This window comes from Granulimonas faecalis (assembly GCF_022834715.1).
In the GTDB taxonomy this organism is placed as follows: domain Bacteria; phylum Actinomycetota; class Coriobacteriia; order Coriobacteriales; family Atopobiaceae; genus Granulimonas; species Granulimonas faecalis.
Map to the genome: position 1 here is coordinate 486177 of NZ_BQKC01000001.1, position 24720 is coordinate 510896.

The 24720-nt window shown below is 72.2% G+C and carries 15 protein-coding genes and 1 tRNA gene; 15 read left to right on the plus strand and 1 reads right to left on the minus strand.

The genetic code is table 11. The annotated features are described in order from the left end of the window. Nucleotides 1-72 precede the first annotated feature (72 nt). Complete coding sequence (locus OR600_RS02170) at nucleotides 73-1155, minus strand: M24 family metallopeptidase (RefSeq protein ID WP_265590574.1); 1083 nt, start codon at nucleotides 1153-1155, stop codon at nucleotides 73-75. A gap of 193 nt (nucleotides 1156-1348) precedes the next feature. Between OR600_RS02170 and OR600_RS02175 the strand changes: the two genes are divergently transcribed. From OR600_RS02175 to ispD, 15 genes are all read left to right on the plus strand, one after another. After that, a complete protein-coding gene (locus OR600_RS02175; protein ID WP_135978884.1) occupies nucleotides 1349-1639 on the plus strand; it encodes a Veg family protein in 291 nt (96 codons plus the stop codon). An 83-nt stretch (nucleotides 1640-1722) separates the two neighbouring features. Continuing rightward, nucleotides 1723-2622, plus strand: coding sequence for a 4-(cytidine 5'-diphospho)-2-C-methyl-D-erythritol kinase (ispE, locus tag OR600_RS02180; RefSeq protein ID WP_168354120.1), 900 nt, complete (start codon nucleotides 1723-1725; stop codon nucleotides 2620-2622). A gap of 66 nt (nucleotides 2623-2688) precedes the next feature. Further along, nucleotides 2689-2765: transfer RNA gene (locus OR600_RS02185), tRNA-Pro, on the plus strand. 407 nt (nucleotides 2766-3172) lie between these two features. Then, nucleotides 3173-6187 carry a PD-(D/E)XK nuclease family protein gene (locus OR600_RS02190; protein ID WP_265590575.1) on the plus strand — a complete coding sequence of 1005 codons (3015 nt, stop codon included), beginning with the start codon at nucleotides 3173-3175 and terminating at the stop codon, nucleotides 6185-6187. Then, nucleotides 6184-9645 carry a UvrD-helicase domain-containing protein gene (locus OR600_RS02195; RefSeq protein WP_265590576.1) on the plus strand — a complete coding sequence of 1154 codons (3462 nt, stop codon included), beginning with the start codon at nucleotides 6184-6186 and terminating at the stop codon, nucleotides 9643-9645. Before OR600_RS02190 ends, OR600_RS02195 begins: the two co-directional genes overlap by 4 nt. A 423-nt stretch (nucleotides 9646-10068) precedes the next feature. Then, on the plus strand, nucleotides 10069-11319 hold the full coding sequence (gene carA / locus OR600_RS02200; RefSeq protein ID WP_135978880.1) for a glutamine-hydrolyzing carbamoyl-phosphate synthase small subunit: 1251 nt from the start codon (nucleotides 10069-10071) through the stop codon (nucleotides 11317-11319). Then, nucleotides 11319-14534 (plus strand): carbamoyl-phosphate synthase large subunit, encoded by a 3216-nt coding sequence (carB, locus tag OR600_RS02205; protein WP_265590577.1) that lies wholly within the window; start codon nucleotides 11319-11321, stop codon nucleotides 14532-14534. The genes carA and carB overlap by 1 nt, the downstream gene beginning before the upstream one ends. Nucleotides 14535-14897: 363 nt before the next feature. Then, on the plus strand, nucleotides 14898-15995 hold the full coding sequence (locus tag OR600_RS02210) for a VanZ family protein (RefSeq protein WP_265590578.1): 1098 nt from the start codon (nucleotides 14898-14900) through the stop codon (nucleotides 15993-15995). A gap of 213 nt (nucleotides 15996-16208) precedes the next feature. Further along, nucleotides 16209-17270: a TDT family transporter gene (locus OR600_RS02215; RefSeq protein ID WP_135978877.1), complete on the plus strand. Its 1062-nt coding sequence runs from the start codon at nucleotides 16209-16211 to the stop codon at nucleotides 17268-17270. A gap of 444 nt (nucleotides 17271-17714) precedes the next feature. Then, nucleotides 17715-17939: a twin-arginine translocase TatA/TatE family subunit gene (tatA, locus tag OR600_RS02220; RefSeq protein WP_135978876.1), complete on the plus strand. Its 225-nt coding sequence runs from the start codon at nucleotides 17715-17717 to the stop codon at nucleotides 17937-17939. 55 nt (nucleotides 17940-17994) lie between these two features. Further along, nucleotides 17995-18474: a transcription elongation factor GreA gene (gene greA, locus OR600_RS02225; RefSeq protein ID WP_135978875.1), complete on the plus strand. Its 480-nt coding sequence runs from the start codon at nucleotides 17995-17997 to the stop codon at nucleotides 18472-18474. 127 nt (nucleotides 18475-18601) lie between these two features. Beyond that, nucleotides 18602-20107, plus strand: a complete 1506-nt coding sequence (lysS, locus tag OR600_RS02230; protein ID WP_135978874.1) for a lysine--tRNA ligase — start codon at nucleotides 18602-18604, stop codon at nucleotides 20105-20107. A 15-nt stretch (nucleotides 20108-20122) separates the two neighbouring features. Continuing rightward, nucleotides 20123-22705: an ATP-dependent Clp protease ATP-binding subunit gene (locus OR600_RS02235; protein ID WP_265590580.1), complete on the plus strand. Its 2583-nt coding sequence runs from the start codon at nucleotides 20123-20125 to the stop codon at nucleotides 22703-22705. Between the two features lie 189 nt (nucleotides 22706-22894). Further along, nucleotides 22895-23965, plus strand: coding sequence for a DNA integrity scanning diadenylate cyclase DisA (disA, locus tag OR600_RS02240; protein ID WP_251159191.1), 1071 nt, complete (start codon nucleotides 22895-22897; stop codon nucleotides 23963-23965). Beyond that, complete coding sequence (gene ispD / locus OR600_RS02245; protein WP_251173886.1) at nucleotides 23962-24720, plus strand: 2-C-methyl-D-erythritol 4-phosphate cytidylyltransferase; 759 nt, start codon at nucleotides 23962-23964, stop codon at nucleotides 24718-24720. Before disA ends, ispD begins: the two co-directional genes overlap by 4 nt.

Below are 24720 nucleotides of genomic sequence, written 5' to 3' on the forward strand. Positions count from 1 at the left end.
AGGTACCAAAACGGGGCCGCGCCCGCAGTCAACCTGCGGGCGCGGCCCCGTTCCCATGGGGGTGCGGCCGGGCTACGCGCCCACGACCTCCAGGTCCTTGGGGCGGTGGTTGAGCACCTGCGACCCGTCCTCGGTCACGCACACGAGGTCCTCGATGCGCACGCCGAACCTCCCGGGCAGGTAGATGCCGGGCTCCACCGAGAAGCACATGCCGGGCTCCACGGGGGCCGTGTGGGCGCTGGAGACGTCGCCGGGCTCGTGGACCTCCAGGCCGATGGAGTGGCCGGTGCGGTGGGTGAAGTACTCGCCGTACCCGGCGCGCTCGATGACCTCGCGGGCGGCGCGGTCGATGGCGGCGAAGCTCACGCCCGGGGCCGCCACCTGCTCGGCCGCGGCGTTGGCGGCCTCCACGGCCTCGTAGACCCGGCGGAACTCCTCGTCCGGCTCGGCTCCGAAGAAGAACGTGCGGGTCATGTCGGCGCAGTAGCCGCCCAGACGGCAGCCCACGTCGAAGAGCGCCACCATGCCGGGCTCGAGGGCGGTGCCGTCGGGCTCGTGGTGCGGGTCGGCGGCGTTGGCGCCGAAGGAGACGATGGGGTCGAAGGAGTTGCCGTCGGCGCCGAGGTGGCGGTACTCACCCTCGAGGGCCTCGGCGATCTGCCGCTCGGTCACGCCGGTCTTGAGCTGGTCCTTGAGCCAGTCCATGGCGCGGTCGTTGATGGCCGAGGCGGCGGCCATGGCCTCGCGCTCGTCGGCGTCCTTGCGGGCACGGGCGTCGTCCACCGCCGAGGAGGCCAGGCGGAACGACGACGCGGCGCCGGCCTCCATGAGGGGAAGCAGCCAGCGGGCCTCCATGGTGCGGTCGATGCCGAGGGGTGCCTCGGCGATGGTGACCTGGGCGAGGGACGCCACGGGGTCGTCGGTGTCGTAGAGCGTGACCACGTTGGGCACGCAGTCGCCGGGGTCGGGGAACAGGCGGTTGACAAAGAGCACGGGCTCGGAGTCCACGGCCAGGTAGAGGGCCTCGAAGCGCTCCATCGGGTCGTTGTCGTAGCCGGTGAGGTAGGCGATGGAGACCGGGTCGGTGACCACGGTCTGGGTGAGGCCGAGGTCGCGCAGGTTCTGGCGCACCCGGTCCAGGCGCTGGACGTTCATGGGCTTCCTTTCTCGAGACATTTCGGGGGTACGTGCCCGTTTCGCCCGACTGTACGCTCTCTGTGAGGGCCCTTCCTCCCAAAAGCAAAACCAGATAGTATAAGTCACCGCACATTCAATATTGGCTGGATTCTGTCTCGACGCCACCCATCCGGTGAGCGGCGTCTCAGAGCCGGCGTTTGGAGTAACAGGCATGGAGAACGAGATCCCGTCCGTCAACCGCGTCGACCAGATCCACGAGGAGTTGGCATCGCTCACCGGGAGCCGCATCCGGGTCCGCGCCAACATGGGCCGCTCGCGCATCGTCGAGCGCACCGGCACCCTCGTCTCGGCCCACCCCTCCCTCTTCATGGTGGAGGTCGAGGAGCGCCGCGGCCGCATCGCGCGCCAGAGCTACCAGTACGTCGACGTCCTCACCGGCTCGGTGGAGCTGTTCGACACCGAGAGCGGCGAGCCCATCTTCGACTTCGTCGAGGAGGCCTAGGGGCGACGCCCGTCGGCTAGACTTCAGGGGCGCGGGCCGGCGGGTCCGTGCCCCTTTTCCGTGCGCAGTCGAGAGGAGCCGCCGTGGCCCTGCCCCAGATCGTCGTCACCACGCCCGCCAAGGTCAACCTCTACCTGGGCGTGTCCACGGAGCGCACGCCCCGCGGGCTCCACGCCGTCCGTACCGTCATGACCGCGGTGGACCTCGTCGACACCCTCACCCTCCAACCGGCGAGCACCCTGGAGGTGGTGTGCGTGCCGTCCGTGCGCTGCGCCCCCCGTGACAACCTGGCCGCACGGGCGGCCCTCGTCCTCTCGGAGTCGATCGACCGCGTGCCCGACGTGCGCATCGTCATCGACAAGCGCATCCCGTCCCAGGCCGGCCTCGGCGGCGGGTCGTCCGACGCCGCGGCCACGCTCGTGGCCCTGGCGAGGCTTTGGGACCTCGACCCCGCCGGCCCCGAGGTGGTGGGGGCGGCCCGCGCGGTGGGCGCCGACGTCCCGTTCTTCCTCTACGGTGCCCCGGCCCTCATGGGGGGCGCCGGCGACGTGCTGGAGCGCACCTTCGACCCGGTGGAGCTGCCCGTGGTGCTCGTGCGGCCCCTGGGCCCCGGCGTCGACACGGCCGAGGCCTACCGGGAGTTCGACCGCAGCCCGGTGCCCGCCGCCGACCCGGCGCCGCTCGTCTCGGCCCTCGAGGCCGGCGACGCCTGCGCCGTGCCCCTCGCCGTGGCCAACAACCTGGACCCCGTGGCCCGGCGCCTCATGCCCGCCGAGGAGGCCGTGGCCACCTGGCTCGCCGCCCGGCCGGGCGTGCTGGCGAGCCAGGTGTCGGGGTCGGGGAGCTGCGTCTTCGGGTTCTGCACCTCCCACGCCGCCGCCGAGGGCGCGGCCACCGACGCCGCCCGTCGGGGATGGTGGGCCTGCGGGACGTCCACCCGCGGGGGCGGCCCGGCGATCGTCTCGGACACCTGGCACGGGTAGGGGAGGGGGAAGGCCGAGGAGGGCTTTACCGTCCTGGGAGAAACGTGCTACACTGCACAACTGCAACGGGTTGTGGCTCAGCTTGGTAGAGCGCTGCGTTCGGGACGCAGAAGTCGCTGGTTCGAATCCAGTCAACCCGACCAGCAAAGTCGCAGGCCATCGGGGTAGCCCGATGGCCTGCTTTGCTATGCCGCGCCGGTCGGGCGGCCCACCCCATCTCCCACCTGAACGCGTCCGAGGGCGACCCCTTTCGCACCTGAACGCGTCTGAGGTCGGGTTTCCCCCTCCCTGAACGCGGCTGGGGGCGGGTTCGGGTCGCCGGGGCGCTCGGGAGTCGCCCTCAACCGCATTCAGGTGCGGAGGAGGGGGCGGGAAGCCTGTCGGGCGAGAGGCCCTGCCGTCCCCGCCCGCACCACGGTGGCGTGCTGGCGGGTGGGACGCACCACGGTGGCGCGCCGTCCCTGCCCCATGGCGCCATCCCGGCCCCGGCCGGCCGTGGTAGGGTGGTTTGACGTCTTTATCGCCGTCCACCGATGCGAAGGGGGCCGCCATGGCTTTGACCGTCGTCCGCGACACAGAGGGGGCCGTCCTCGGGCCCGCGGCCCTGACGGCCGTCACGGAGGCCCTGGCGGAGCACCGGCCGGTGACCGTGATCGTCCCCTCCATGCGTGCCGCGCTGGACGCCCGCCGCGCCCTGGCGCGCGCCGGCATCGGCGTGGGCGTGGACGTCACCTGCCCCGTGCCCTGGGCCGACGCCCTCTGGGGGCGCCTGGGGGACGGCACCGCGCTCGCCCGGGGTGCCGACGTCACGGCCACGGCCTGGAAGGTCCTCGGAGGCAACGCGCTCATGGACGGCCGCCCCGAGTCCGCCGGCGTCTACCCCGGCTACGTGGACGTCGTCGCTACCCTCGCCGGCACCTTCTCGGTCCAGCTGCCCGCCGCCGCGGCCGCTGCCGGCGACGCGCTCTCGCCGCAGCAGCGCGACGCCTGCACCATGGCCCTCGCCTTGGCGGACGCCCTCGTGGCCCGGGGGCTCTCCACCCGCTCCCGCGTCTTCGAGGAGCTTCCCGACGCCCTCGCGGCCCATCCCGGCGAGGCCCGCTGCGCCCTCGTGGCCGCCGGCTGGGAGGACCTCGACGCCTCCCAGGCGCGGCTCTTCGGGCGCCTGGCCGCCCGGGTGGGCCTCACCTGGGCCGCCTCCGCCCACCCCGGCGCCGCCGGCGACGCCGCCCGGGCCTGCGAGGCCGCCGTCGCCTCCGAGGCCGCGCTCGCCGGCGCCCCCGTCTCCGAGGCCCCGGCCCGTGCCGCGGTCCCGGCGCCGCCGCGCTCGCCGGAGCTCCAGGCCCTGCTCGGCTCCGTGTTCGGCGGGGGAGGCTCCGTGGAGCCCACCGGGTCCGTGCGCCTGCTGGAGGCGGCCGGCCCCGAGGCCGAGCCCGAGCTCGTGGCCCGCGAGCTCGCACGCCTGGCCGAGGCTGGCGCCGAGCGCGTGCTCCTCGTCACCCGCGACCCCCGCGAGGCCTGGCGCACCGTGTCGCCCAAGGCCTCCAACCGCGGCATCGCCGTGCGCGCCTCGTGGGTGGAGCCGGCGTCAGACCTCCGCGCCACCCGCCAGTTCCTCGCCTTCGTGGAGCAGCTCTCCGCCATCGCCGCGGCTGCGTCGCAGTGGCGCCTGGACCGCGCGGCCGAGGGCGCCCCCGACGCGGCGGCCGCGGCCGAGGAGGTCCTCTCGGCCTCCGTGGAGGCGGACCGCAGCTGGTGGCCTCCCCGCGCCGTGACGGACTTCCTGCTCTCGGAGCTCTCCGGCCTGCCTCGCGACATCGTGTTCTCCCTGGACGCCGCCTGGCGCCAGAACCGCGCCCTCTCGCCGGCCGCGGTGCTCTCGGACGTCGCCCGCGTGGCCACCCAGAGCGAGCCCCTCGCCCGCACCGTGGAGCTCGTGGCCGCCGGCGACTGGGCCGGCGCCGCGCGCGCCCTGCGCCCCAACGCCCAGGCCGCCCGCGACCGCGAGGCCCACCAGGCCCTCTGCGCCGTCGAGGACGCCTGCGCCGCGGTGGACGGGCTGTTCGGCGACGGCCTCGACCCCCATGCCCGCCTCACGGTGCTCGCGTCCGTGCTCTCGCGCATGGGCGTAGCCCGCTCGCCCGAGCGCGGCCGCTACGGGGAGGCCCAGCGCTGCACGGTGGAGATCCTCGACCCCGCCCGCGCCGCCTCCACGCCCCCGGGCTCCGTGGACGACGCGCTGCTCTGCGGCCAGACGGCGGCCGAGGACCCCATCTCGGCGCCCCACGACGCGGTCCACGGGCTCCTCGGCCTCCTCGGCCTCGCCCGCCCCGCCGCCCCCGACGCCGTCGCCCGGGCCCGCGCCTGGCACGTCTGGGCCGCCCCCACCCACGGCCTGGCCGTCGAGCGCTCCCTGCGCGACGCCTCGGCCGAGGCCACGCACCCCTCGCCGCTCTTCGCCGAGCTCCTGTCCTGCTACCGCGAGCGCCCCGAGACCGTGGCCCTGGGCGAGGAGCGCGTCTCCAAGAACCTGTCGCCCCTGGGCCGCGAGCCCGAGCCCTCGGGCTTCGTCCCCCCGCTGGAGGTGGGCACGCTGTCGGGGCGGGCGGCGCACTTCGCCGTCATGCGCTCGGACGTCGCCGGCGACGTCCCGGTGGTGTCGGCCACCGACCTCGAGACCTACCTCGGCTGCCCCCGCCGCTGGTTCCTCGAGCGCGCCGTGCCGGCCGACCGCCTCGACGCGGACTTCTCGGGCCTCGACCGCGGCAGCTTCGCCCACGGCGTGCTCGAGCGCACCGGCCGCGAGCTCCAGGCCCAGGGGTCCTTCGAGCGGGGGCTCGCCGGCGACGTCCTCTCGCGCGTCTTCGACGGGGCCGTGGCCTCCGCGCCCACGGGCCAGGGGCCGGCCGCCGGCTTCATGCCCCACTCCGTGAGCGAGGAGAGCCAGGTGCGCCACCTCAAGGACCAGCTCCTGGTCACGCTCGACCGCAACGAGGGCTCCTTCGTCGGCTTCACGCCGCGGCTGTTCGAGCAGACCTTCGGCAACCCGGGCCAGGACCCGGTGACCTACGCCGGCGTGCGGGTGCGCGGCACCATCGACCGCGTGGACGTGGACGCGAGGGGCCGCGCCGCGGTCATCGACTACAAGAGCGGCAACTCCGGCGGCTCCCGCTACCGCCCAGAGGCCGCCGACGACCTCTCCTCCTGGGTGCCGGGTAACATCCAGGCCCTGCTCTACGCCCGTGTGCTGCCCCAGGTGGCACCCGGCCTGGACCCCGTGGCCGCCGTCTACCTCACCACGGGCGACGACCCCGGGGTAGGGGGCATGGCCGAGCGCGGCTTCGCCGAGTCCATGGAGGGCGCGTACCGCGGCAAGACCCCCAATGTCGTCACCCCCGACCACGTGGCGGCCGCGTCCTTCGAGGACGTGCTCGCCCGCGCCGAGGAGGTCGCCGCCGAGGCGGTGGCCTCCATGGCCGCCGGCCACGTGGAACCCCGACCCCGCGACCGGTGGGCCTGCATGGGCTGCCCCGCCGTCGCCTGCGAGAAGAGGATCGACCGATGATCGAGCTCGACGGACCCCAGCGAACCATCGTCGAGACCCTCGACGAGGAGCTCTTCGTGGAGGCGGGCGCAGGCTCGGGCAAGACGTTCACCCTGGTGCAGCGCCTGGCCCACGCCCTGGAGCCCGACCCGGCCACGGGGAGGGCGCCGCTCTCGTCCATCGAGAACGCCCTCGTGATCACGTTCACCAACAAGGCCGCGTCGGAGATCCGCGAACGCGTGCGCGCCGAGCTCATGGCCCGCGGCCTCCACGACGAGGCCCTGGCCGTGGACCGCGCCTGGATATCCACCATCCACGGCATGTGCGAGCGCATCCTGCGCTCCTCGGCCCTCGAGCTGGGCATCGACCCGGCCTTCACCGTGATCGCCGACAACGAGGAGCAGTACCTGCGCAGCCGCGCCGTCTCCGATGTGCTCCTCGAGGTGCGCGGCGACCCCCGCTACACCGAGCTCTTCGCCACCTTCGGCGACTCGTTCGATGCCGCCTCGGAGTCCGGCGTGGCCCAGCGCCGCCGCGGGTTCAACCGGCCCATGTCCGCCCCCGAGATGGCCGAGCTCATCACCAAGAAGGCCAACGAGAGCCCCGAGGGGTTCGACGCCGTGGCCTTCAAGGGGGGCGACGCCGAGCTCGGCCCCTTGGCCCGCCGCGCCGTGGCGGCGCTGGACGCCCTGCTCGACGCCTGGGTGCCCAAGAAGGGGGCCAAGGGCATGGAGCACAAGGCCGACCTCGCGCGCACCTCCCAGGCCCTGACCGCCTGGTTGGAGGCCGGCGCCCCGGCCGACGCCTGGGACGGTCTGGAGGCGTCGGTCGTGCTGCCCAGCGGCACGTTCATCAAGGCCAAGGACGCCCTGGACCTCCTCGCCGACGCCAAGGAGGCCGTGGCTGCCCTGGTCCTCGAGGGCTCCTACTCCCGCATCCGCCGGCTGGAGGGCCCGCTCATGGACCTCGCCCGCGCCATCGACGGGCGGTACCGCGCCGTCAAGCGCGAGCGCGGCGCCCTGGACAACGGCGACCTCCTGCGCCTGGCCCTCAAGGGCCTCTCGGAGCACCCCGTGGTCAAGGAGCGGTTCCAGGGCACCTTCGAGCTCGTCATGATCGACGAGTTCCAGGACACGGACTCCCAGCAGCTCCGCATCGTGAGCCTGCTGGCGCCCGACGAGAGCCGCCTGTGCTTCGTGGGCGACCGCCAGCAGTCCATCTACCGGTTCCGCGGCGCGGACGTCGAGCAGTACGACCTGGCCCGCGAGCGGGCCTCCCGGGTGGTGCGCATGGACCGCAACTTCCGCAGCCACGACGACATCCTGCGGTTCGTGAGCCGCGCCCTCGGCGACTCCGAGATCCTCCCCGGATTCATGGACCTCGAGGCCTTCCCCGGCCGCCCCGACGGCTACGCCGCCCGCGACATGCCCCGCATCATGGTGGAGCACACCCAGGCGCCCCCGGCCGAGAAGGGGTTCAAGCAGGCCACCAAGGACGTCCTCGTCGCCCGGAACGCCGAGCAGGTGGCCAACCGCCTGCAGGAGCTCGCAAAGCAGGGCGTGCGCCCCGGCGACATGGCGCTTCTGCTCCGCGGCCTCAACGTCGCCGACCCCTACCTCCGGGCCCTGCGCGACCACGGCCTCGAGGCCGTGGTGGCCGGCGGCTCCACCTTCGCCTCGGCCATGGAGGTGCAGCAGGTGCAGGCGCTGCTCTGGGCCCTCGCCAACCCGCGCGACACCCAGCGGGGGCTCCTCCCGGTGCTCCAGGGCCCCATCTTCTCCCTGGGCGACGACGACCTCGTGCTCCTGGCCCGCGGCGGCTCGTCCGCCGGCCTCGTGGAGGGCCTGCTCGCCGGACCCGAGGGCGCCGAGCGCGTGCTGGGGGAGCGCCCCGGCCCGCGCCTGGCCCAGGCCCTCAGGGTCATGGAGTTGGCGCGCCGCCGCATGGGCTACACCGGCGTGGCCGACACCGTGCTGGCCGTGTGCACGGAGTCGGGCTGGCTCCCCCGCCTGGAGCGCGAGGGGGTCGTGGGCCGCTCCCGAGCGGCCAACGTGCTCTCCGCCGTGCGGCACATTCGCCGGCTCGTGGACGACGCGGGGCTGGGCTTCTCCCGCGCGGCCAAGGTCTTCGGCGACTGGCTCGCGAGCGCCAAGGAGGGTCCCGGCGCCCTCTCGGGCGAGGAGACCGATGCCGTGCGCGTGATGACGGTCCACTCCTCCAAGGGCCTGGAGTTCCCCGTGGTGGCCGTGGCGGGCGTCTTCGACGACCCCCACAGCCAGAGCAGGCAGAACCTCGTGACCAGCCGCGAGGGGTCCGAGGTGCGCCTCTCCCTGAAGCCCAAGGCCGAGAAGGGATCGCCGGCCGAGGCGGCGGCCAAGCTCCTCGGGGAGCCGGAGGGGGAGCCGCGCACCGGCCTCCAGTGGCGCCGCCGGCTGGAGGAGTGCGAGACCGACGCCGAGGTGCGGGAGGCCGCGCGCCTGCTCTACGTCGCCCTCACCCGCGCCCGCGAGGCCCTCGTGGTGGGCGTCACCACCGCGGTCTCCGCCAAGGGCACGGTCAGGCCGGCCATGGCCGAGAGCTTCCTCGAGGCCCTCTGGGGCGAGGTCCCCACGCTGCAGGGCACCGTGCCCATCGACTACGGCGGGGGGCAGGAGGGGCGCCTGGTCACCGTGGTGGCCGAGCCCACGCCCAAGGACCCGGTGGAGCCCGAGGAGCCCGTGGAGCGGCCTGAGGAGGAGCGCCCGGACTTCCCGCTCTTCGACGAGGTGCGCACGGCCCCGCCCACCACGGCGTGGTCGGCCCGGGACGACGTGCGCAGCTACTCCAAGGACCTCCACCAGGCCCAGGTGGCGGCCTCCCTCGACGCCGAGGCGGACGCCACGGAGGTCCCCGAGGACGCCGAGCCCCCCGCGGGCGACGAGCCCAGCTGGGACGCGCCGGCGGCCTTCGACGACGAGGCCGTGCGGTTCGGCGACGCCTTCCACGAGCTCGCGCGCCTGGCCGCGGGCGACGGCCGGCTGCCCGATGCCGCGCGGGTGGTCGCCGTGGCCGACCGCCGCGGCCTGGACCGCGACGCCCGGGGGCGCCTCGCGCGCTCCCTCGACGCCTGGTGGGCCACGCCCCTGCGGGAGCGGGCCCTCTCGGCCGCCACGGTGGTGCCGGAGCTGCCGTTCTTCTCGGCGGAGGACGGCGGCGCGTCGGGCTACGTCACCGGCTCCATCGACCTGTTCTCGTCGGACGGCGACGGCCGCGCCCTCGTGGTGGACTACAAGACCGGCGAGACCTACATGGACGCGGCGGCGGCCGCCGAGCATCACGCCATGCAGGCCCGCTACTACGCCCACGTGCTCATGGCCCAGGGGTACCGCGAGGTGGAGGCGGCCTTCGTGCTGGTGGAGAACGTCCGCGACGGCGAGCCGCTCACGGTGTCGTTCCATTTTGAGGGGAAGGTGCCGCCCCTCGGGGCCGACGTGGCGTGACGCCCGTCCCCCAGCAGCCGGCCTCTCCGCATCCTGCCTTCTCTCCGCACCTGAACGCGGTTGAGGGCGACCCTCTCGGCACCTGAACGCGGCTGGGGGCGGATTCCGGGCACCTGAACGCGGCTGGGGGCGGATTCCGGCACGTCCGCGCCTCCTGAGTCGCCCTCAACCGCTTTCAGGTGGCAGTCGTGGTCCGGGCGAGGAGCGGCCGGCGGCTGGCGGTCGCGTCCCGGCCGCATCCGGCACCTGTATGCGGATAACTCTGCCATTTATACACCGATTAGCGCATATTACCGGCATGTGTATCCATCTTGTGTCATGGGCACCCGTGGCGGGGAGACCCGGCGCGGGCGCGCCTAGCATGGCCCGAGCACCTTTAAGGGGCCGCGGGACGGCCCGAAGGCCACGATGGAGAGGACGGCCATGAATCCCCTTGCCTCACCCACCCCGCCCATGCCGGCGCTGCTCGCCCTCGCGGACGGCACCTGGCACCGCGGCCACTCCTGTGGCGCGCCCGGCACCGCCTTCGGCGAGATCGTCTTCAACACGTCCATGGCCGGCTACCAGGAGATCGCGACGGACCCCTCCTATGCCGGCCAGGTCGTCTGTCTCACCTATCCCCAGCAGGGCAACTACGGCATCTCCCCGGAGGCCTCCGAGGCCGCCCGCCCGGCGCTCTCGGCCCTCGTGGTGGCCGACGCCTGCCGCACCCCCAGCCACTGGCGGAGCCGCGAGACGCTGCCGTCCTACCTGGCGCGCCACGGCGTCGTGGCGGTGGAGGGGGTCGACACCCGCGCCGTGACCCTCGCGGTCCGCGGCGGGGGAGCCATGGCCGCGGGCGTCTCCACGGAGGTGCTCGACCCCGACGAGCTCGTGGCCCTCGTGCGCGCCCAGCCGCCCATCGCCGAGCGCGACCTCGTGGCGGCCGTCTCCTGCGACGCCCCGTGGACCGAGACCCCCGCCGCGGGCTGCGGCCGCTCCGTGGCGGCGGTGGACTGCGGCCAGAAGGCGGGCATCGTCGCCGGCCTCGCCGCCCGCGGGCTCACGGTGCACACGCTGCCGTGGGACGCCACGGCCGCCGACGTCCTGGCCCTCGGCGCCGACGGCGCCTTTCTATCCAACGGCCCGGGCGACCCCGCCTCCGTGCCCGGGGTGGTGGCCTGCGCCCGCGGGCTCCTCGGGCGCGTGCCCGCCTTCGGCATCTGCCTCGGCCACCAGGTCATGGCCCTCGCTGCGGGCGCGCGCACCGTCAAGCTCGCCTACGGCCACCACGGCGGCAACGAGCCGGTGATGAACCTCCTCACCCGCACCTGCGAGGTCACGGCCCAGAACCACAACTACGCCGTGGACTTCCCCTCGTTCGGCCCCCTCGTCCCGGGGGAGTCCGGCGGCCGCACCTCCCACGAGGCCGACCTCCGGTGCTGGGCCGAGCGGGGTGTGGCGCCGGTGGCCCTGTCGCCCGAGGTGGGGCGCGTGCGCCTCACCCACGTGAACCTCAACGACGGCACCTGCGAGGGCGTGGAGTACCTCGACCGCCGCGCCTTCTCGCTCCAGTACCACCCCGAGGGGCGCCCCGGCCCGCTCGACGGCGCCTACGGCTTCGACGCCTTCTGTGCCCTCATGGCCGGCGACCCCGACTACCTCGTCCACGCCGTCCAGGGGAGGTGCGCCTGATGCCCGTGCGCGCAGACATCCGCAAGGTCCTCGTCATCGGCTCCGGCCCCATCGTCATCGGCCAGGCCTGCGAGTTCGACTACTCCGGCACCCAGGCGTGCCGCGCCCTCAAGGGGCTGGGCATCGAGGTGGTGCTCGTCAACTCCAACCCCGCCACCGTCATGACCGACCCGTCGATGGCCGACCGCACCTACGTGGAGCCCGTGACGCCCGCCTGCGTGGCCAAGGTCATCGAGCGGGAGCGGCCCGACGCCCTGCTCGCCAACATGGGCGGCCAGACGGCCCTCAACTGCGCCGTGGCCCTCGCCGAGGAGGGCGTGCTCGAGCGCTTCGGCGTGGAGGTGATCGGCTGCGACATCGAGTCGATCAAGGTGGGGGAGGACCGCGAGCTCTTCGCCGCCGCCATGGCCGACATCGGGCTCGAGTGCGCCCGCTCCGAGGTGGGCCGCACGGTGGGGGAGTGCCTGGCGGTGGCCGACGAGATCGGCTACCCCGTGGTGGTGCGCCCCGCCTTCACGCTGGGCGGCGCCGGCGGCGGCGTTGCCCGGGACGCGGGGGAGCTCGCCGCCGTCGCGGCCGAGGGCCTCTCGCTCTCACCCGTGTCCGAGGTGCTCGTGGAGCGGTCCGTGGAGGGCTGGAAGGAGATCGAGATGGAGGTGGTGCGCGACGGCGCCGGCAACGGCGTGGTGGTCTGTTCCATCGAGAACCTCGACCCCATGGGCGTGCACACCGGCGACTCCATCACCGTGGCGCCATGCCAGACCCTCACCGACACCGAGCTCCAGCACCTGCGCGACTGCTCCCTCGCCGTCCTCGAGCGCGTGGGCGTGGCCTGCGGCGGCTCCAACGTGCAGTTCGCCGTGAACCCGGAGGACGGCCGCGTGCTCGTGGTGGAGATGAACCCGCGTGTGAGCCGCTCCTCGGCCCTGGCGTCCAAAGCCACGGGCTTCCCCATCGCCACGTGCGCCGCGCTCCTCGCCGTGGGCCTCACGCTCGACGAGGTGGTCAACCGCGTCACCGGCGCCACCCCGGCGTGCTTCGAGCCGGCCCTGGACTACTGCGTGGTCAAGGTGCCGCGCTTCGCCTTCGAGAAGTTCGAGGGCGCGTCCTGCGAGCTCACCACCCGCATGAAGTCGGTGGGCGAGGCCATGGCGCTCGGCACCACCTTCGAGGAGGCGCTGCAGAAGGCCCTCCGGTCGCTCGAGCAGGGCCACACCGGCCTGGACCGCCCCGCCGGCGCCGACGCCGCCGGCGCCGGCGAGCTGGCCGACCTCGTGGCCGAGCCCACCCCCGATCGCGTGTTCTGGCTCGCCGAGGCGCTGCGCCGCGGCTGGGACCCCGGCCGGGTGGCGGCCCTGTCGGGGGTGGACCCGTGGTTCGTCTGCCGCATCGCGGACATCGTGGCGGCCGAGGGGCGCATCGCCTCGCTCGGCCTCGCCGGGCTCGACGCGCCCCTCATGCTCGCGGCCAAGCAGCTGGGCTTCTCCGACGTGCAGATCGGCGCCCTCACCGGCCAGGCCGAGGACACCGTGCGCGCCCTCCGGCGGATCCTGGGCGTGGTGCCCTGCGTGAAGACCGTTGACACCTGCGCCGGCGAGTTCGCCGCGGCCACCGAGTACCACTACCTCACCTACCGTGCGGGCGGCGCCACCGAGCACCGCGAGGCCGCGCGCCCGCGGGTCATGGTCCTCTCGGCCGGCCCCAACCGCATCGGCCAGGGCATCGAGTTCGACTACTGCTGCGTCCACGCCGTGCAGGCCCTCTCGGCCATGGGCTACGAGACCGTCATGGTCAACTGCAACCCCGAGACCGTCTCCACGGACTTCGACACGAGCGACCGCCTCTACTTCGAGCCGCTCACCTTCGAGGACGTCATGAACGTGGTGGAGGTGGAGCGCCCCTGCGGCGTGGTGGTCACGCTGGGCGGGCAGACGCCGGTGAACCTCGCCGGGCGCCTCAAGCGCGCGGGCGTGCCCATCCTCGGCACCCAGCCCGAGGCCATCGACCTCGCCGAGGACCGTGACCGCTTCGCCGCGCTCCTCGACCGCCTGGGCGTGGAGTGCCCGCCCTCGGCCGTGGCCTCCACCCTCGCGGAGGCGGCCGAGGTCGCGGCGCGCATCGGCTACCCCCTCATCGTGCGTCCGAGCTACGTGCTGGGCGGCCGCGGCATGGCCATCGTCTACTCAGCCGACGAGCTGGGGACCTACGTGTCCCAGGCCGCATCGGTGAGCCCCGACCGGCCGCTCTACCTGGACGCCTTCCTCGAGGACGCCGTGGAGCTGGATGTGGACGCCCTCTGCGACGGCACCGACGTCTACGTGGGGTCGGTCCTGGAGCACATCGAGGAGTGCGGCATCCACTCAGGCGACTCCGCCTGCTGCTGGCCGCCCTTCTCGCTCTCCGACGCCGTCGTGGGGCGGGTGCGCGACATCACGCGGCGCCTGGCCCTCGCCTGCGGCGTGGTGGGCCCGCTCAACGTGCAGTACGCCGTCAAGGACGACCGCGTGCTCGTCATCGAGCTCAACCCGCGCGCCAGCCGCACGGTGCCCTTCTCGTCCAAGGCCACCGGCGTGCCCCTGGCTGCGCTGGCGGCCCGGGTCATGGCGGGCGAGCCCCTGGCGGCCATGGGGCTTCCCGACGAGGAGCGCGAGCCGGGCTACTTCGCCGTCAAGGAGTCGGTCATGCCGTGGAGCCGCTTCCCCGGCAGCCCCGTCACCCTGGGCCCCGAGATGCGCTCCACCGGCGAGGTCATGGGGGTCGCGCCCACGTTCCCCGAGGCCTACGCCAAGACCCGCGAGGCCATCGACTACCGGCTGCCCGAGGGCGGCACGGTCATGGTGAGCGTGTGCGACCGCGACAAGCGTTCCGTGGCCCCCGTGGCCCTCGCCCTGACGGGCCTCGGCTACAACCTCGTGGCCACCCGCGGCACGGCCAAGACGCTGCATGCGGCAGGCATTCCCTGCGAGGAGGTCAAGCGCGTGGCCGAGGGGCACCCCAACATCCTTGACCGCATCCGCGGCGGGGAGGTGGCCTTCCTCATCAACACGCCCCACGGCGAGAGCAGCCGCGGCGACGGCGTGCTGCTGCGCGGCGAGGCGGTCGCACGCGGCATCGACCTCGTGAGCACCATGAGCGGCGCCGTGGCCCTGGTGCAGGCGGTGTCGGCGGCCCGCAGGGGAGGGGCCGGCCCCGTGGCCCTGCAGGACCTGGCCTGACGCCGGACGCGTGACAGAGGTGCCTGGCCCATCTGCGCGTGACAGAGGTGCCTGGCCCATCTGTCATTTATCCTATTGGATAAGTGATGAATCCTGCCGGCGCCGGCACGCCACGGTGACGCGACGAGCGCGTGCGACGCCCAAAGCGCCCGACCAACGTGACGAATGTCCGGTGGCAGAAGCGATGTGGGACAAAAGTGCCCGACCATTGGGACAAAAGTGTCCGGGTGGTGGGACAGGGTGGTGGGACGGGGGCCTGTGCCTTTCAAAAACGTAAGCGTGGGGTCATCAAGTTCCATGGAACCTGAGAGGCTCCTTTGCCATCCTGTTCTCCGCGAACCGTTCCCGAGAGGAGAGGACCCGATGCTCCGCGCCTTTTCCGGCCCGTTCAAACTGGCGATCGCCCTGTGGCCCCTGGCCTCGCTGGCGCTCACGCTGCCTGTGCTCGCCCTGGTCTACCATCGCCGCGGCCGTGTCACGCTCGCGTCGCTCGCCTGGTCCTACCTCGCGGTGCTCTACGCCCTCGGCGTCGCCTGCTTCACCCTCTACCCCATGCCCGAGGGCACGAGCGGTCCCGGCATCACCTACGGCGTGGCGCCCCAGCTCCACCCGTTCGCATTCGTCGGCGACATCCGTAACGACGGCCTCGGGGCGGTCTTCCAGGTGGTGGCCAACGTGGCGTTGTTCATGCCCTTCGGCTATATGCTCGCCTACGGGCTCCGCTGGCGGGTGCCCGCCGTGGCCGCGTCGGGCTTCGCCGTGTCCCTCCTGGTGGAGTGCGCCCAGCTCACCGGCTTCTTCGGCCTCTACCCCTACGCCTACCGCACCTTCGACGTCGACGACCTCATGGCCAACACCGCGGGTGCCCTGGTGGGCCTCGCCTGTGCCAAGGTCGTCGGCCGGGTGGTGGGCCGCGGCGACTACGTGGCGCCGCCCGTCACCCACAGCCCCGGTTTCGTGCGCCGTTGCGTGGCCGCCGTCATCGACCTGGGGCTCTGCTTCGTGGGGGCGGCCCTGGCTGCCGCCGTCGCGGCCTTCGCCATGTGGAACCTCCTTCCCGGTTCCGCCCCGGGCTCCCTGGAGCCCCGCCTCGCCCTGGCCGGCGTCTCGGTGACGGCGTCCAACGTGGCCTCGGTGGCGGTGGGGTGGGTCTTCGTGGGCTCCCTCACGGCCCTGCTCTTGGTGGTGGAGCTCCTCGTCCCCGTGGGCCGCCACGGTTCCACCCCCGGCGGTGCCTTCGTGCGCATGAGCTGCGAGACGAGGGCTCGCACGGGATGGCGTCGGGCGCTGTTCTACTCCGTGCGCCTCTTCGTCTTCCTCTGCCTGTTCACCCTGCCGTGCCTGGCACCGGGGAACTGGCTGCTCGTGCCTCTTGTCTGCGTGGCCCTCTACCCGTTCCTGCGCTCCATGCCCTACGACCTGCTCCCCGGCGCCGAGCCCGTCGACACCGCCCTCTCCTAGGGTTCCCGCCCCGGTCTGTAATCCCAGTGAAAAGGTGGGACTTTTGGACATATGGGGGTGGGGGTTTCCGGGCACCCCATATGATGGGGCCGCCGGTGGCCTCGGGTCACCGGTCCTCCACGGACATCCGACGACACCTGCCGCCGCCTTCGCCCGCGCGGGGGTTCATGTCGTTTCGCCGGCCCATGCCGGCCTGTCTGTCAAGGAGTGCCAATGTTCAAGGAGGCCATCGAGCGCGTGCCGTTCCCCGTGTGCGGCGTCGCCCTCGGCACCGTCGCCCTCGGGAACCTGCTCGACAACTTCGTCCCGGGCATCCGCTACGTCCTGGCCGCTCTCTCGGCCCTCATGCTCTGCGCCCTCGTGGCCAAGTGCATCCTCGTGCCCGGGTTCTTCCGTGAGAACATGGAGAACCCCATCTCCGCCTCGGTGTCGGGCACCTTCCCCATGACCGTCATGCAGCTCTCGGCCCTCATGGCGCCGTTCTGGGGGCCGGTGGCCTTCGTCCTCTGGGGTGCCGCCGTGGCCCTCCACATGGCGCTCATCGTCTTCTTCACCGTGCACTACGTGTTCCATCTGAGGATCGAGCAGGTCTTCGCCAGCTGGTTCATCGCCTACGTGGGCCTCGTGGTGGCCTCGGTGACGGCGCCCGCCTTCGGCCTGGAGGCCTTCGGCGCCGGCGTCTTCTGGTTCGGCTTCGTCGCCCTCGTGGCGCTGTTCGTGCTGGTCTCCGTGCGCTACCTCGCCCACCGCGAGATGGCCGAGGCCACCCTGCCGCTCATCTGCATCTATGCGGCTCCGTTCAACCTGTGCGTCGTGGGGTGCCTCAACTCCGTCGAGCCCGCCCCCCTCGCCTTCGTGGCCGTGCTCTGGTCCATCGGCGCCGTCCTCTACGTGGTGTCTGCCGTCAACTGCGTGCTGTGCCTGCGCCGTGACTTCTATCCCAGCTACGCCGCCTTCACCTTCCCCTTTGTCATCTCGGCCATGGCGAGCCTCATGCTGTCCCGCGCCGCGGCCGCCCAGGGGGCGCCCCTTGCCGTCGTGGAGCTGGCGGTGCCGGTGCAGGTGGTGGTCGCCGCCGTGCTCGTGACCTTCGTGGTCGTGCGCTACGTCGTCTTCGTGGCTGAGCCCACCGTGGTACACGCCGAGGAGGAGGAGGCCTGGGACGAGGTCTCGCTCACCGACGTGCCCGAGGGCGAGGACCTCGTGGGCTATCCCCGCGAGGTGGCCGCCGAGGCCGAGCGCCTGCTGGCCGAGAAGGAGGCCGCCAGGGCCTGACACCCTGTCCCATCACCCGGACACTTTTGTCCCAATGGTCGGGCACTTCTGTTCCTGCCACGCCGCTCAGCCCCTGCTCTCCCCACGCGGCCGCCGCGGCCCCGCCGGTCCGGTGACCGGTTGGCATACCCATCCCCGCTGGCCGCCCGGGCCCGCCCCGTCGCCGCGGGTGCGGCCCGGGCGGCCGTGCGCGCCCATACCCTGTACGCATGGTGGCGGGGGACGCCCCTCCATCGGTGACCGCGCGCACGGCCACGGCCACCGGTGACGGATCCCCCAGCTCCCGGCGCCGGTGCGCAACTGCTGTGCAGATTTATTTCAGGGGACACGGCCCGGTTTGTGCTCCACGGGGTCGCCATATATACTCGTCCGGGTGCAAGCTCGGACCAGAGAAAGACCAGAACCTAGGGCGCATACGGCGCCTTCAACCCATTGGAGGTCTCCATGCTCGGTGGACTCGGCATTCCCGAACTCCTCATCATCCTCGTCGTCGTGCTCGTGATCTTCGGGCCCAAGAACCTCCCCAAGCTCGGTGCCTCCCTCGGCAAGACCGTCAAGAACATCCGCGAGGGCATGGAGAGCACCGACGACCCCAAGGGCCAGAAGAAGATCGAGGCCGAGGACGTCGAGGTCGTCGACAACGGCGACTCCGACAAGGACGCCCAGTAAACGGGTATCATTGCCTGTCGCATCTGTTTTTCGTTCTTGAGAAAGGCGTCGACCCGTGCAGAGCACCCAGATTCAGCTGACCCCCGACGGCCGCCAGAAACTCGCCGACGAGCTTGCCTGGCGCGAGGGGGAGCACGCAAAGGAGATCACCGAGTCCATCAAGACGGCCAAGGACTTCGGTGACCTCTCCGAGAACGCGGAGTACGACGCCGCCAAGGAGGAGCAGGCCCGCAACGAGGCACGCTGCAACGAGATTCGCCAGATCCTCGCCAACGCGGTCATCGTCGACAAGGCCGGGGTGGCCGACGCCGTCTCCATCGGCTCCACCGTCGTCCTCCAAGACGGTGACACCGGCAAGGAGATGACCTTCTCCATCGTGGGCACCACAGAGACCAACTCCCTGGAGCACAAGATCTCGACCGAGTCCCCCGTGGGGGCGGCGCTCCTGGGCCACAGGAAGGGCGACGAGGTCACCGTGACCTCGCCGAACGGCTCGACCAGGACCTACACCGTCCTCTCCATCGAGCGTTCGTAAAGCCCGCCGGGGAAGCGAGACTTCTCAGACCCTGCCTGTGGTTTCCCGCAGGCAGGGTTTTGCGTTATACGTGGACCGGGGCCGGCCGACGCCGGCCCGAGGCCAGGACCTAAGAAGGAGAGACGGCATGTCCCAGCACGACGACCAGACCACCCCGGAGACCACCGACGAGCGCACGCTGCGCCGCGCCAAGCGCCAGGCCATGATCGACGCCGGCGGCAACCCCTACCCGTCCTCCTTCGAGCCCGACGCCCACGCCGCCCGGATCGAGGAGGACTACGCCTCCCTCGAGCCCGGCCAGGACACCGAGGACGTCGTCTGCGTGGCGGGCCGCGTGCGCGCCATCCGCAACCAGGGCAAGGTCTGCTTCGTGATGCTCCAGGACCACACGGGCCAGATCCAGCTCTTCTTCCGGGTGAACAACCTCGAGCCCGCGGCCTGGGACCTCCTGGGCACGGTGGACCTCGGCGACATCGTGGGCGTCACCGGCACGGTGCTCCGCACCCGCCGCGGCCAGATCTCGGTCGCCCCCACTTCGCTCACCATGCTCGCCAAGGCCCTGCGCCCGCTGCCCGAGAAGTTCCACGGCCTCTCCGACAAGGAGACCCGCTACCGCCAGCGCTACGCCGACATGATCGTGAACCCCGAGGTGCTCGAGACCTTCAAGAAGCGCTCCCGCATGATCGCCGCCATCAGACGCTACATGGACGGCCAGGGCTACTTCGAGGTCGAGACGCCCATCCTCCAGTACACCCTCGGCGGCGCCAACGCCCGCCCGTTCGTCACGCACCACAACGCCCTCGACATGGACTTCTACCTGCGTATCGCCACCGAGCTGCACCTGAAGCGCCTCATCGTGGGCGGCATGGAGCGCGTCTACGAGATCGGCCGCCAGTTCCGCAACGAGGGCATGGACCAGACCCACAACCCCGAGTTCACCACCATGGAGGCCTACCGCGCCTACACCGACATCGAGGGCATGAAGGAGCTCGCCGAGGGCGCCTTCAAGGCCGCGGCCGACGAGGTCTGCGGCACCCACAGCATCGTCTACCAGGGCACGCCTGTGGAGCTCGGCGGAACCTGGCGGAGCGCCACCATGGCCGAGCTCGTGAGCGAGGCCGTGGGCGAGGAGCTCTCCATCGACACCCCGCTGGAGCGCCTCCGCGAGGTCAATGCCGAGCGGGGCCTCGAGTGGGAGGAGTCCTGGGGGGCCGGCAAGCTCCTGTTCAACCTCTACGACGAGCTGGTGGAGTCCACCATCGTCGACCCCACCTTCGTCTGCGACTACCCCGTCGAGGTGTCGCCGCTCGCCAAGCGCAAGCCCTCCGACGAGCGCCTGACCGACCGCTTCGAGCTCGTGATCTGCGGCCATGAGTACGCCAACGCGTTCACCGAGCTCAACGACCCGGTCGACCAGGAGGGCCGCTTCGCCGACCAGGTGGCCGCCAAGGCCGCCGGCGACGAGGAGGCCATGGAGTACGACCACGACTACGTCCGTGCCCTCGAGTACGGCATGCCGCCCACCGGCGGCATCGGCATCGGCATCGACCGCATGGCGATGCTCCTCACCGACCAACCCTCCATCCGCGACGTGCTGCCCTTCCCGCACATGCGCCCGGAGGTCACTGCATAGGGGGTGCAAACCACCATGTTCGACAAGTTCACCGAGAAGGCCCGCAAGGTCATGAGCCTCGCCCAGGACGAGGCCCGCGAGCTCGGGCAGATGTACGTGGGCACCGAGCACCTGCTGCTCGGACTCATCAAGCAGAGCGACGGCATCGCCGCCCAGGCCATGGCCGAGCTCGACGTCACCTACGAGGAGGCCCTGGCCATCGTCCGCGAGATCACGCGCCGCGAGGCCGAGCCCGTCCCCGGCGGCCACATCCCCTTCACGCCCCGCGCCAAGCGGGTGCTGGAGGGGGCCTACCGTGAGACCATCACCCGCGGCCAGTCCTACATCTCCACCGAGCACCTGCTGCTCGGCATCGTCCGCGAGGGCAACGGCGTGGCCATGGAGGCGCTCACCCGCATGGGCATCTCCGGCGACGCCGTGCGCAACGCCGTGGACCGGCTGACCGCCGGCTCGTCCGAGAGTCGCATGCGCCCGGCCATGGCCGACGTCCGCTCCGGCGCCGACGTGGCCGGCGGCCAGGGTCCCGGCGAGGGCTCCATGCTCGAGGAGTACGGCCGCAACCTCACCAAGCTGGCCGCCGACGGCCGGCTCGACCCGGTCATCGGCCGCGACTCCGAGGTGGAGCGCGTCATGCAGGTGCTGGCGCGCCGCCAGAAGAACAACCCGCTGATCCTCGGCGACCCCGGTGTGGGCAAGACCGCCATCGCCGAGGGGCTCGCCCAGCTCGTGGCCGACGGCAACGTGCCCGAGGTCCTGCGCGGCAAGCAGATCTGGACGCTCGACGTGGCCGCCCTCGTCGCCGGCTCCAAGTACCGCGGCGAGTTCGAGGAGCGCCTCAAGCGGGTGGTCAACGAGGTCATGGAGTCCGAGAGCGACATCCTGTTCATCGACGAGATCCACACCCTCATCGGCGCCGGCTCCGCCGAGGGCTCCATCGACGCCGCCTCGATCCTCAAGCCGCCGCTGTCCCGCGGCGAGATCCAGGTCATCGGCGCCACCACCGCCGAGGAGTACCGCAAGCACATCGAGAAGGACTCCGCCTTCGAGCGCCGCTTCCAGCCCGTCTACATCAACGAGCCCTCCGTGGCCGACACCGTGACCATCCTCAAGGGCCTCAAGGACCGCTACGAGGAGCATCACCACGTCCGCTACACCGATGAGGCGCTCGTGGACGCCGTCGTGCTGTCCAACCGCTACATCCAGGACCGCTTCCTGCCCGACAAGGCCATCGACGTCATCGACGAGGCCGGCGCCCGCACCCGCGTGCACAAGATCGTGGTACCCGACGCCATCGTCGAGTGCGACGCGGAGCTCGCCTCCGTGGCCGAGGAGAAGTCCCGCGCCGCCAAGGCCCAGGAGTTCGAGGAGGCCGCCCGTCTGCGCGACCGCGAGAAGGAGCTCACCGGCCGCCGCGAGGAGCTCGAGGCCCAGTGGCACGCCGAGCTCGACGCCGTCACGGTGGAGGTCTCCTCGGCCGACATCGCCGACGTCGTGAGCTTCATCACCGGCGTCCCGGTGTCCAACCTCACCGAGGCCGAGGCCTCCAAGCTCCTGCGCGCCGAGTCCGTGCTCCATGAGCGCGTCATCGGCCAGGACGAGGCCGTGAGCTCGGTGTCCCGCGCCATCCGCCGCAGCCGCTCGCCGCTCAAGGACCCGCGCCGCCCCGGCGGCTCCTTCATCTTCCTGGGCCCCTCGGGCGTGGGCAAGACGGAGCTGGCCAAGTCGCTCGCCGAGTTCCTCTTCGGCAGCGAGGACGCCCTCATCACGTACGACATGAGCGAGTTCATGGAGAAGTTCGCCGTCTCCAAGCTCGTGGGCGCCCCTCCGGGATACGTGGGCTACGACGAGGGCGGCGAGCTCACCAAGGCCGTCCGGCGCCGCCCGTACTCGGTGGTGCTGTTCGACGAGATCGAGAAGGCGCACCCTGACGTCTTCAACATCCTCCTCCAGATCCTGGACGAGGGCCGGCTCACCGACGGCCAGGGCCGCAAGGTGGACTTCTCCAACACCGTCATCATCATGACGAGCAACATCGGCGCCCGCGAGATCGCCACCACCACGCCCATGGGCTTCGGCGCCTCGGGCAAGGGCCTCTCGGACCGCGAGATCAAACAGCGCGTCACCGGCGAGCTCAAGCGGCAGTTCCGCCCCGAGTTCCTCAACCGCGTGGACGAGGTCGTGGTCTTCAAGTCGCTCGAGAGGGACCAGCTCCGCTCCATCGTCGACCTCATGGTGCGGGAGCTCCGCGACCGCCTCGTGGACGAGGGCATGTCCATCGAGCTCACAGACGCCGCCCGCGACCTCGTGGCCAAGGAGGGCACCGACCAGGTCTACGGCGCCCGCCCGCTTCGCCGCGCCATCCAGACCCTCATCGAGGACCCGCTCGCCGAGGAGCTCCTCGAGGGGAGGTGGGAGAGGGGCGAGGTCGTCTCCGTGGACGTCCGCGACGGCGCCCTCGTCTTCGACCACGTGGCCGGCGAGATCCCTGAGAAGACCGTCCGCGAGACCATGTCGCGCCTGCCGGCCCCCGGCGGCGCACCCGGCCGGAGCGCCCTCGCCAAGGGCTCCGGGGCCGGCTCCCAGGAGGCCTCGGCCTGACGGGCCTTCCAGGCGAACCCGACCGTGCGCCCGGTCCCGCACCCCGCGGGGCCGGGCGCCGCTCTGTGGGACCTCTCCCTCTGTGGGACCTCTGTCGCAGCCCCGCCGCGCCCCCACGGCGCCCGCCCGCTTTGTTAGGGTTAAGGGGCGTGCCGCGCGTCGCGGGGCGCTTCGGACAGAAGGGTCTTCATGGGGGATTTCTGCGACCGGTCGCTGTCCCTGGACGAGCGCATGGAGTGCGCCATGCGCCAGACAGCGCCGGGCACGGCCTTGCGCCGCGCCCTTGACATGATCATCGCCGGCCGGCTCGGCGCCCTCATCTGCGTGGGCGACGTCGACGCCGTCCTGGCCGCCGGCGACGACGGCTTCCCGCTCAACATCTCGTTCACGGCCAACCGCCTGTTCGAGCTCTCCAAGATGGACGGGGCCATCGTCATCGACAAGGACCTCACCCAGATCAAGCGGGCGAACTTCCACCTCAACCCCGACCCGTCGCTCCCCACCTCCGAGACCGGCATGCGCCACCGCACGGCCGCGCGCATGAGCATCCTCACCAACGCCATGGTCATCTCGGTCTCCGAGCGCCGCCAGGTGGTCAACGTCTACCTCGACGGCCGCTCCTTCCAGATCAAGACCGTCCAGGAGATCATGGACATGGTCAACCAGCTGCTGGTGACCCTCCAGTCCACGCGCCAGGCGCTGGACCGCAACCTGCTGCGCCTCACCACGCTCGAGCTCGACAACTACGTCACCCTGGCCGACATCTCCAAGATCTTCTCGTACTTCGAGGTGCTCATGACGGCCGCCGACGAGCTCGACGACCTCATCGACCAGCTCGGCAGCGAGGGCCGCACCATCGCCATGCAGCGCGAGCAGCTCGTGGGCGACATGGACGACGAGTACACCCTCATGATCCGCGACTACGCCCGCGACTCCTCCGAGGAGACCGCCCGGGAGGTGCGCCGCCAGTTCCACGAGCTCGACGCCGCGCAGCTCCACTCGTTCAAGCGCGTGGGCGCCATGCTCGGCTACGAGGGCCTCGGCGAGGACTCCATCATGGCGCCCCTGGGCCTGCGCACCCTGTCGCGCATCTCCGTGGTGCGCGAGGGCATGGCCGACAAGATCGTGGACGAGTACGGCAGCCTCCAGGAGCTCATGGACGACATCGAGGACAACCCGAGCCGCCTCGACGACATCGGCGTCAAGAACCCCGGCATCCTGGCCGACAGCCTCTACCGCATGTGGGGCAGGAAGGAATGAGCCGCTGCCGTTGCCAGGCCGAGGCGCGGCCCGCCGCCGTCGCCGCGCCCGACCCGGGCGCGGACCTCACCGTGGTGGTGGTCGCCGCCGGCTCCGGGGAGCGGTTCGGCCACCCGGGCGGCAAGGCCCTCGTCGAGGTCGCCGGCCGCCCGCTCGTCGCGTGGTCGCTCCTCGCCGCCGACGCCGCCCCCTCCGTGGCCGCGCTCGTGCTCGTCTGCCGCCCCGCCGACCTCGCCGCTATGGAGGCCCTCGTGGCCGGCCTGCCCCTGGCGCTCCCCGTCGCGGTGGTCCCCGGCGGCGACGACCGCCAGGCGAGCTGCGCCGCGGGTCTCGACGCCGTCTCGTCCGAGGTCCCCCTCGTGGCCTTCCACGACGGCGCCCGGCCCCTCGTGCGCCCCCATACCTTCGAGGCCGTGGCCGCCCGCCTGCGGGCCGACGCCTCGCTGGGCGGCGCCGTGGCCGGCTGCCCCTGCACCGACACCGTCAAGGTGGTCCGGGACGGCACCGTGTCCGCCACGCCCGACCGCGGCAACCTCTGGGTCGTGCAGACGCCCCAGGCGTTCCCCATCGAGGTCATCCGCGCCGCCCACCGGCGCGCCCGCTCCGTGGGCACCGACGACGCCTCCCTCGTGGAGGCCATGGGGCTCCCCGTGGCCGTGGTGGACGCCCAGCGCAACAACCTCAAGCTCACCTACCCGGAGGACCTGGCCGTCGTCGAGGCCGCCCTCCTGGCCGCCGAGCGGGAAGGGGAGTGA

Coding starts and splice junctions, on each gene's coding strand:
- OR600_RS02170 (WP_265590574.1), bottom strand. CDS start 1,155: ATGAACGTCCAGCGCCTGGACCGGGTGCGCCAGAACCTGCGCGACCTC.
- OR600_RS02175 (WP_135978884.1), top strand. CDS start 1,349: ATGGAGAACGAGATCCCGTCCGTCAACCGCGTCGACCAGATCCACGAG.
- OR600_RS02190 (WP_265590575.1), top strand. CDS start 3,173: ATGGCTTTGACCGTCGTCCGCGACACAGAGGGGGCCGTCCTCGGGCCC.
- OR600_RS02195 (WP_265590576.1), top strand. CDS start 6,184: ATGATCGAGCTCGACGGACCCCAGCGAACCATCGTCGAGACCCTCGAC.
- carA (WP_135978880.1), top strand. CDS start 10,069: ATGAATCCCCTTGCCTCACCCACCCCGCCCATGCCGGCGCTGCTCGCC.
- carB (WP_265590577.1), top strand. CDS start 11,319: ATGCCCGTGCGCGCAGACATCCGCAAGGTCCTCGTCATCGGCTCCGGC.
- OR600_RS02210 (WP_265590578.1), top strand. CDS start 14,898: ATGCTCCGCGCCTTTTCCGGCCCGTTCAAACTGGCGATCGCCCTGTGG.
- OR600_RS02215 (WP_135978877.1), top strand. CDS start 16,209: ATGTTCAAGGAGGCCATCGAGCGCGTGCCGTTCCCCGTGTGCGGCGTC.
- tatA (WP_135978876.1), top strand. CDS start 17,715: ATGCTCGGTGGACTCGGCATTCCCGAACTCCTCATCATCCTCGTCGTC.
- lysS (WP_135978874.1), top strand. CDS start 18,602: ATGTCCCAGCACGACGACCAGACCACCCCGGAGACCACCGACGAGCGC.
- OR600_RS02235 (WP_265590580.1), top strand. CDS start 20,123: ATGTTCGACAAGTTCACCGAGAAGGCCCGCAAGGTCATGAGCCTCGCC.
- disA (WP_251159191.1), top strand. CDS start 22,895: ATGGGGGATTTCTGCGACCGGTCGCTGTCCCTGGACGAGCGCATGGAG.
- ispD (WP_251173886.1), top strand. CDS start 23,962: ATGAGCCGCTGCCGTTGCCAGGCCGAGGCGCGGCCCGCCGCCGTCGCC.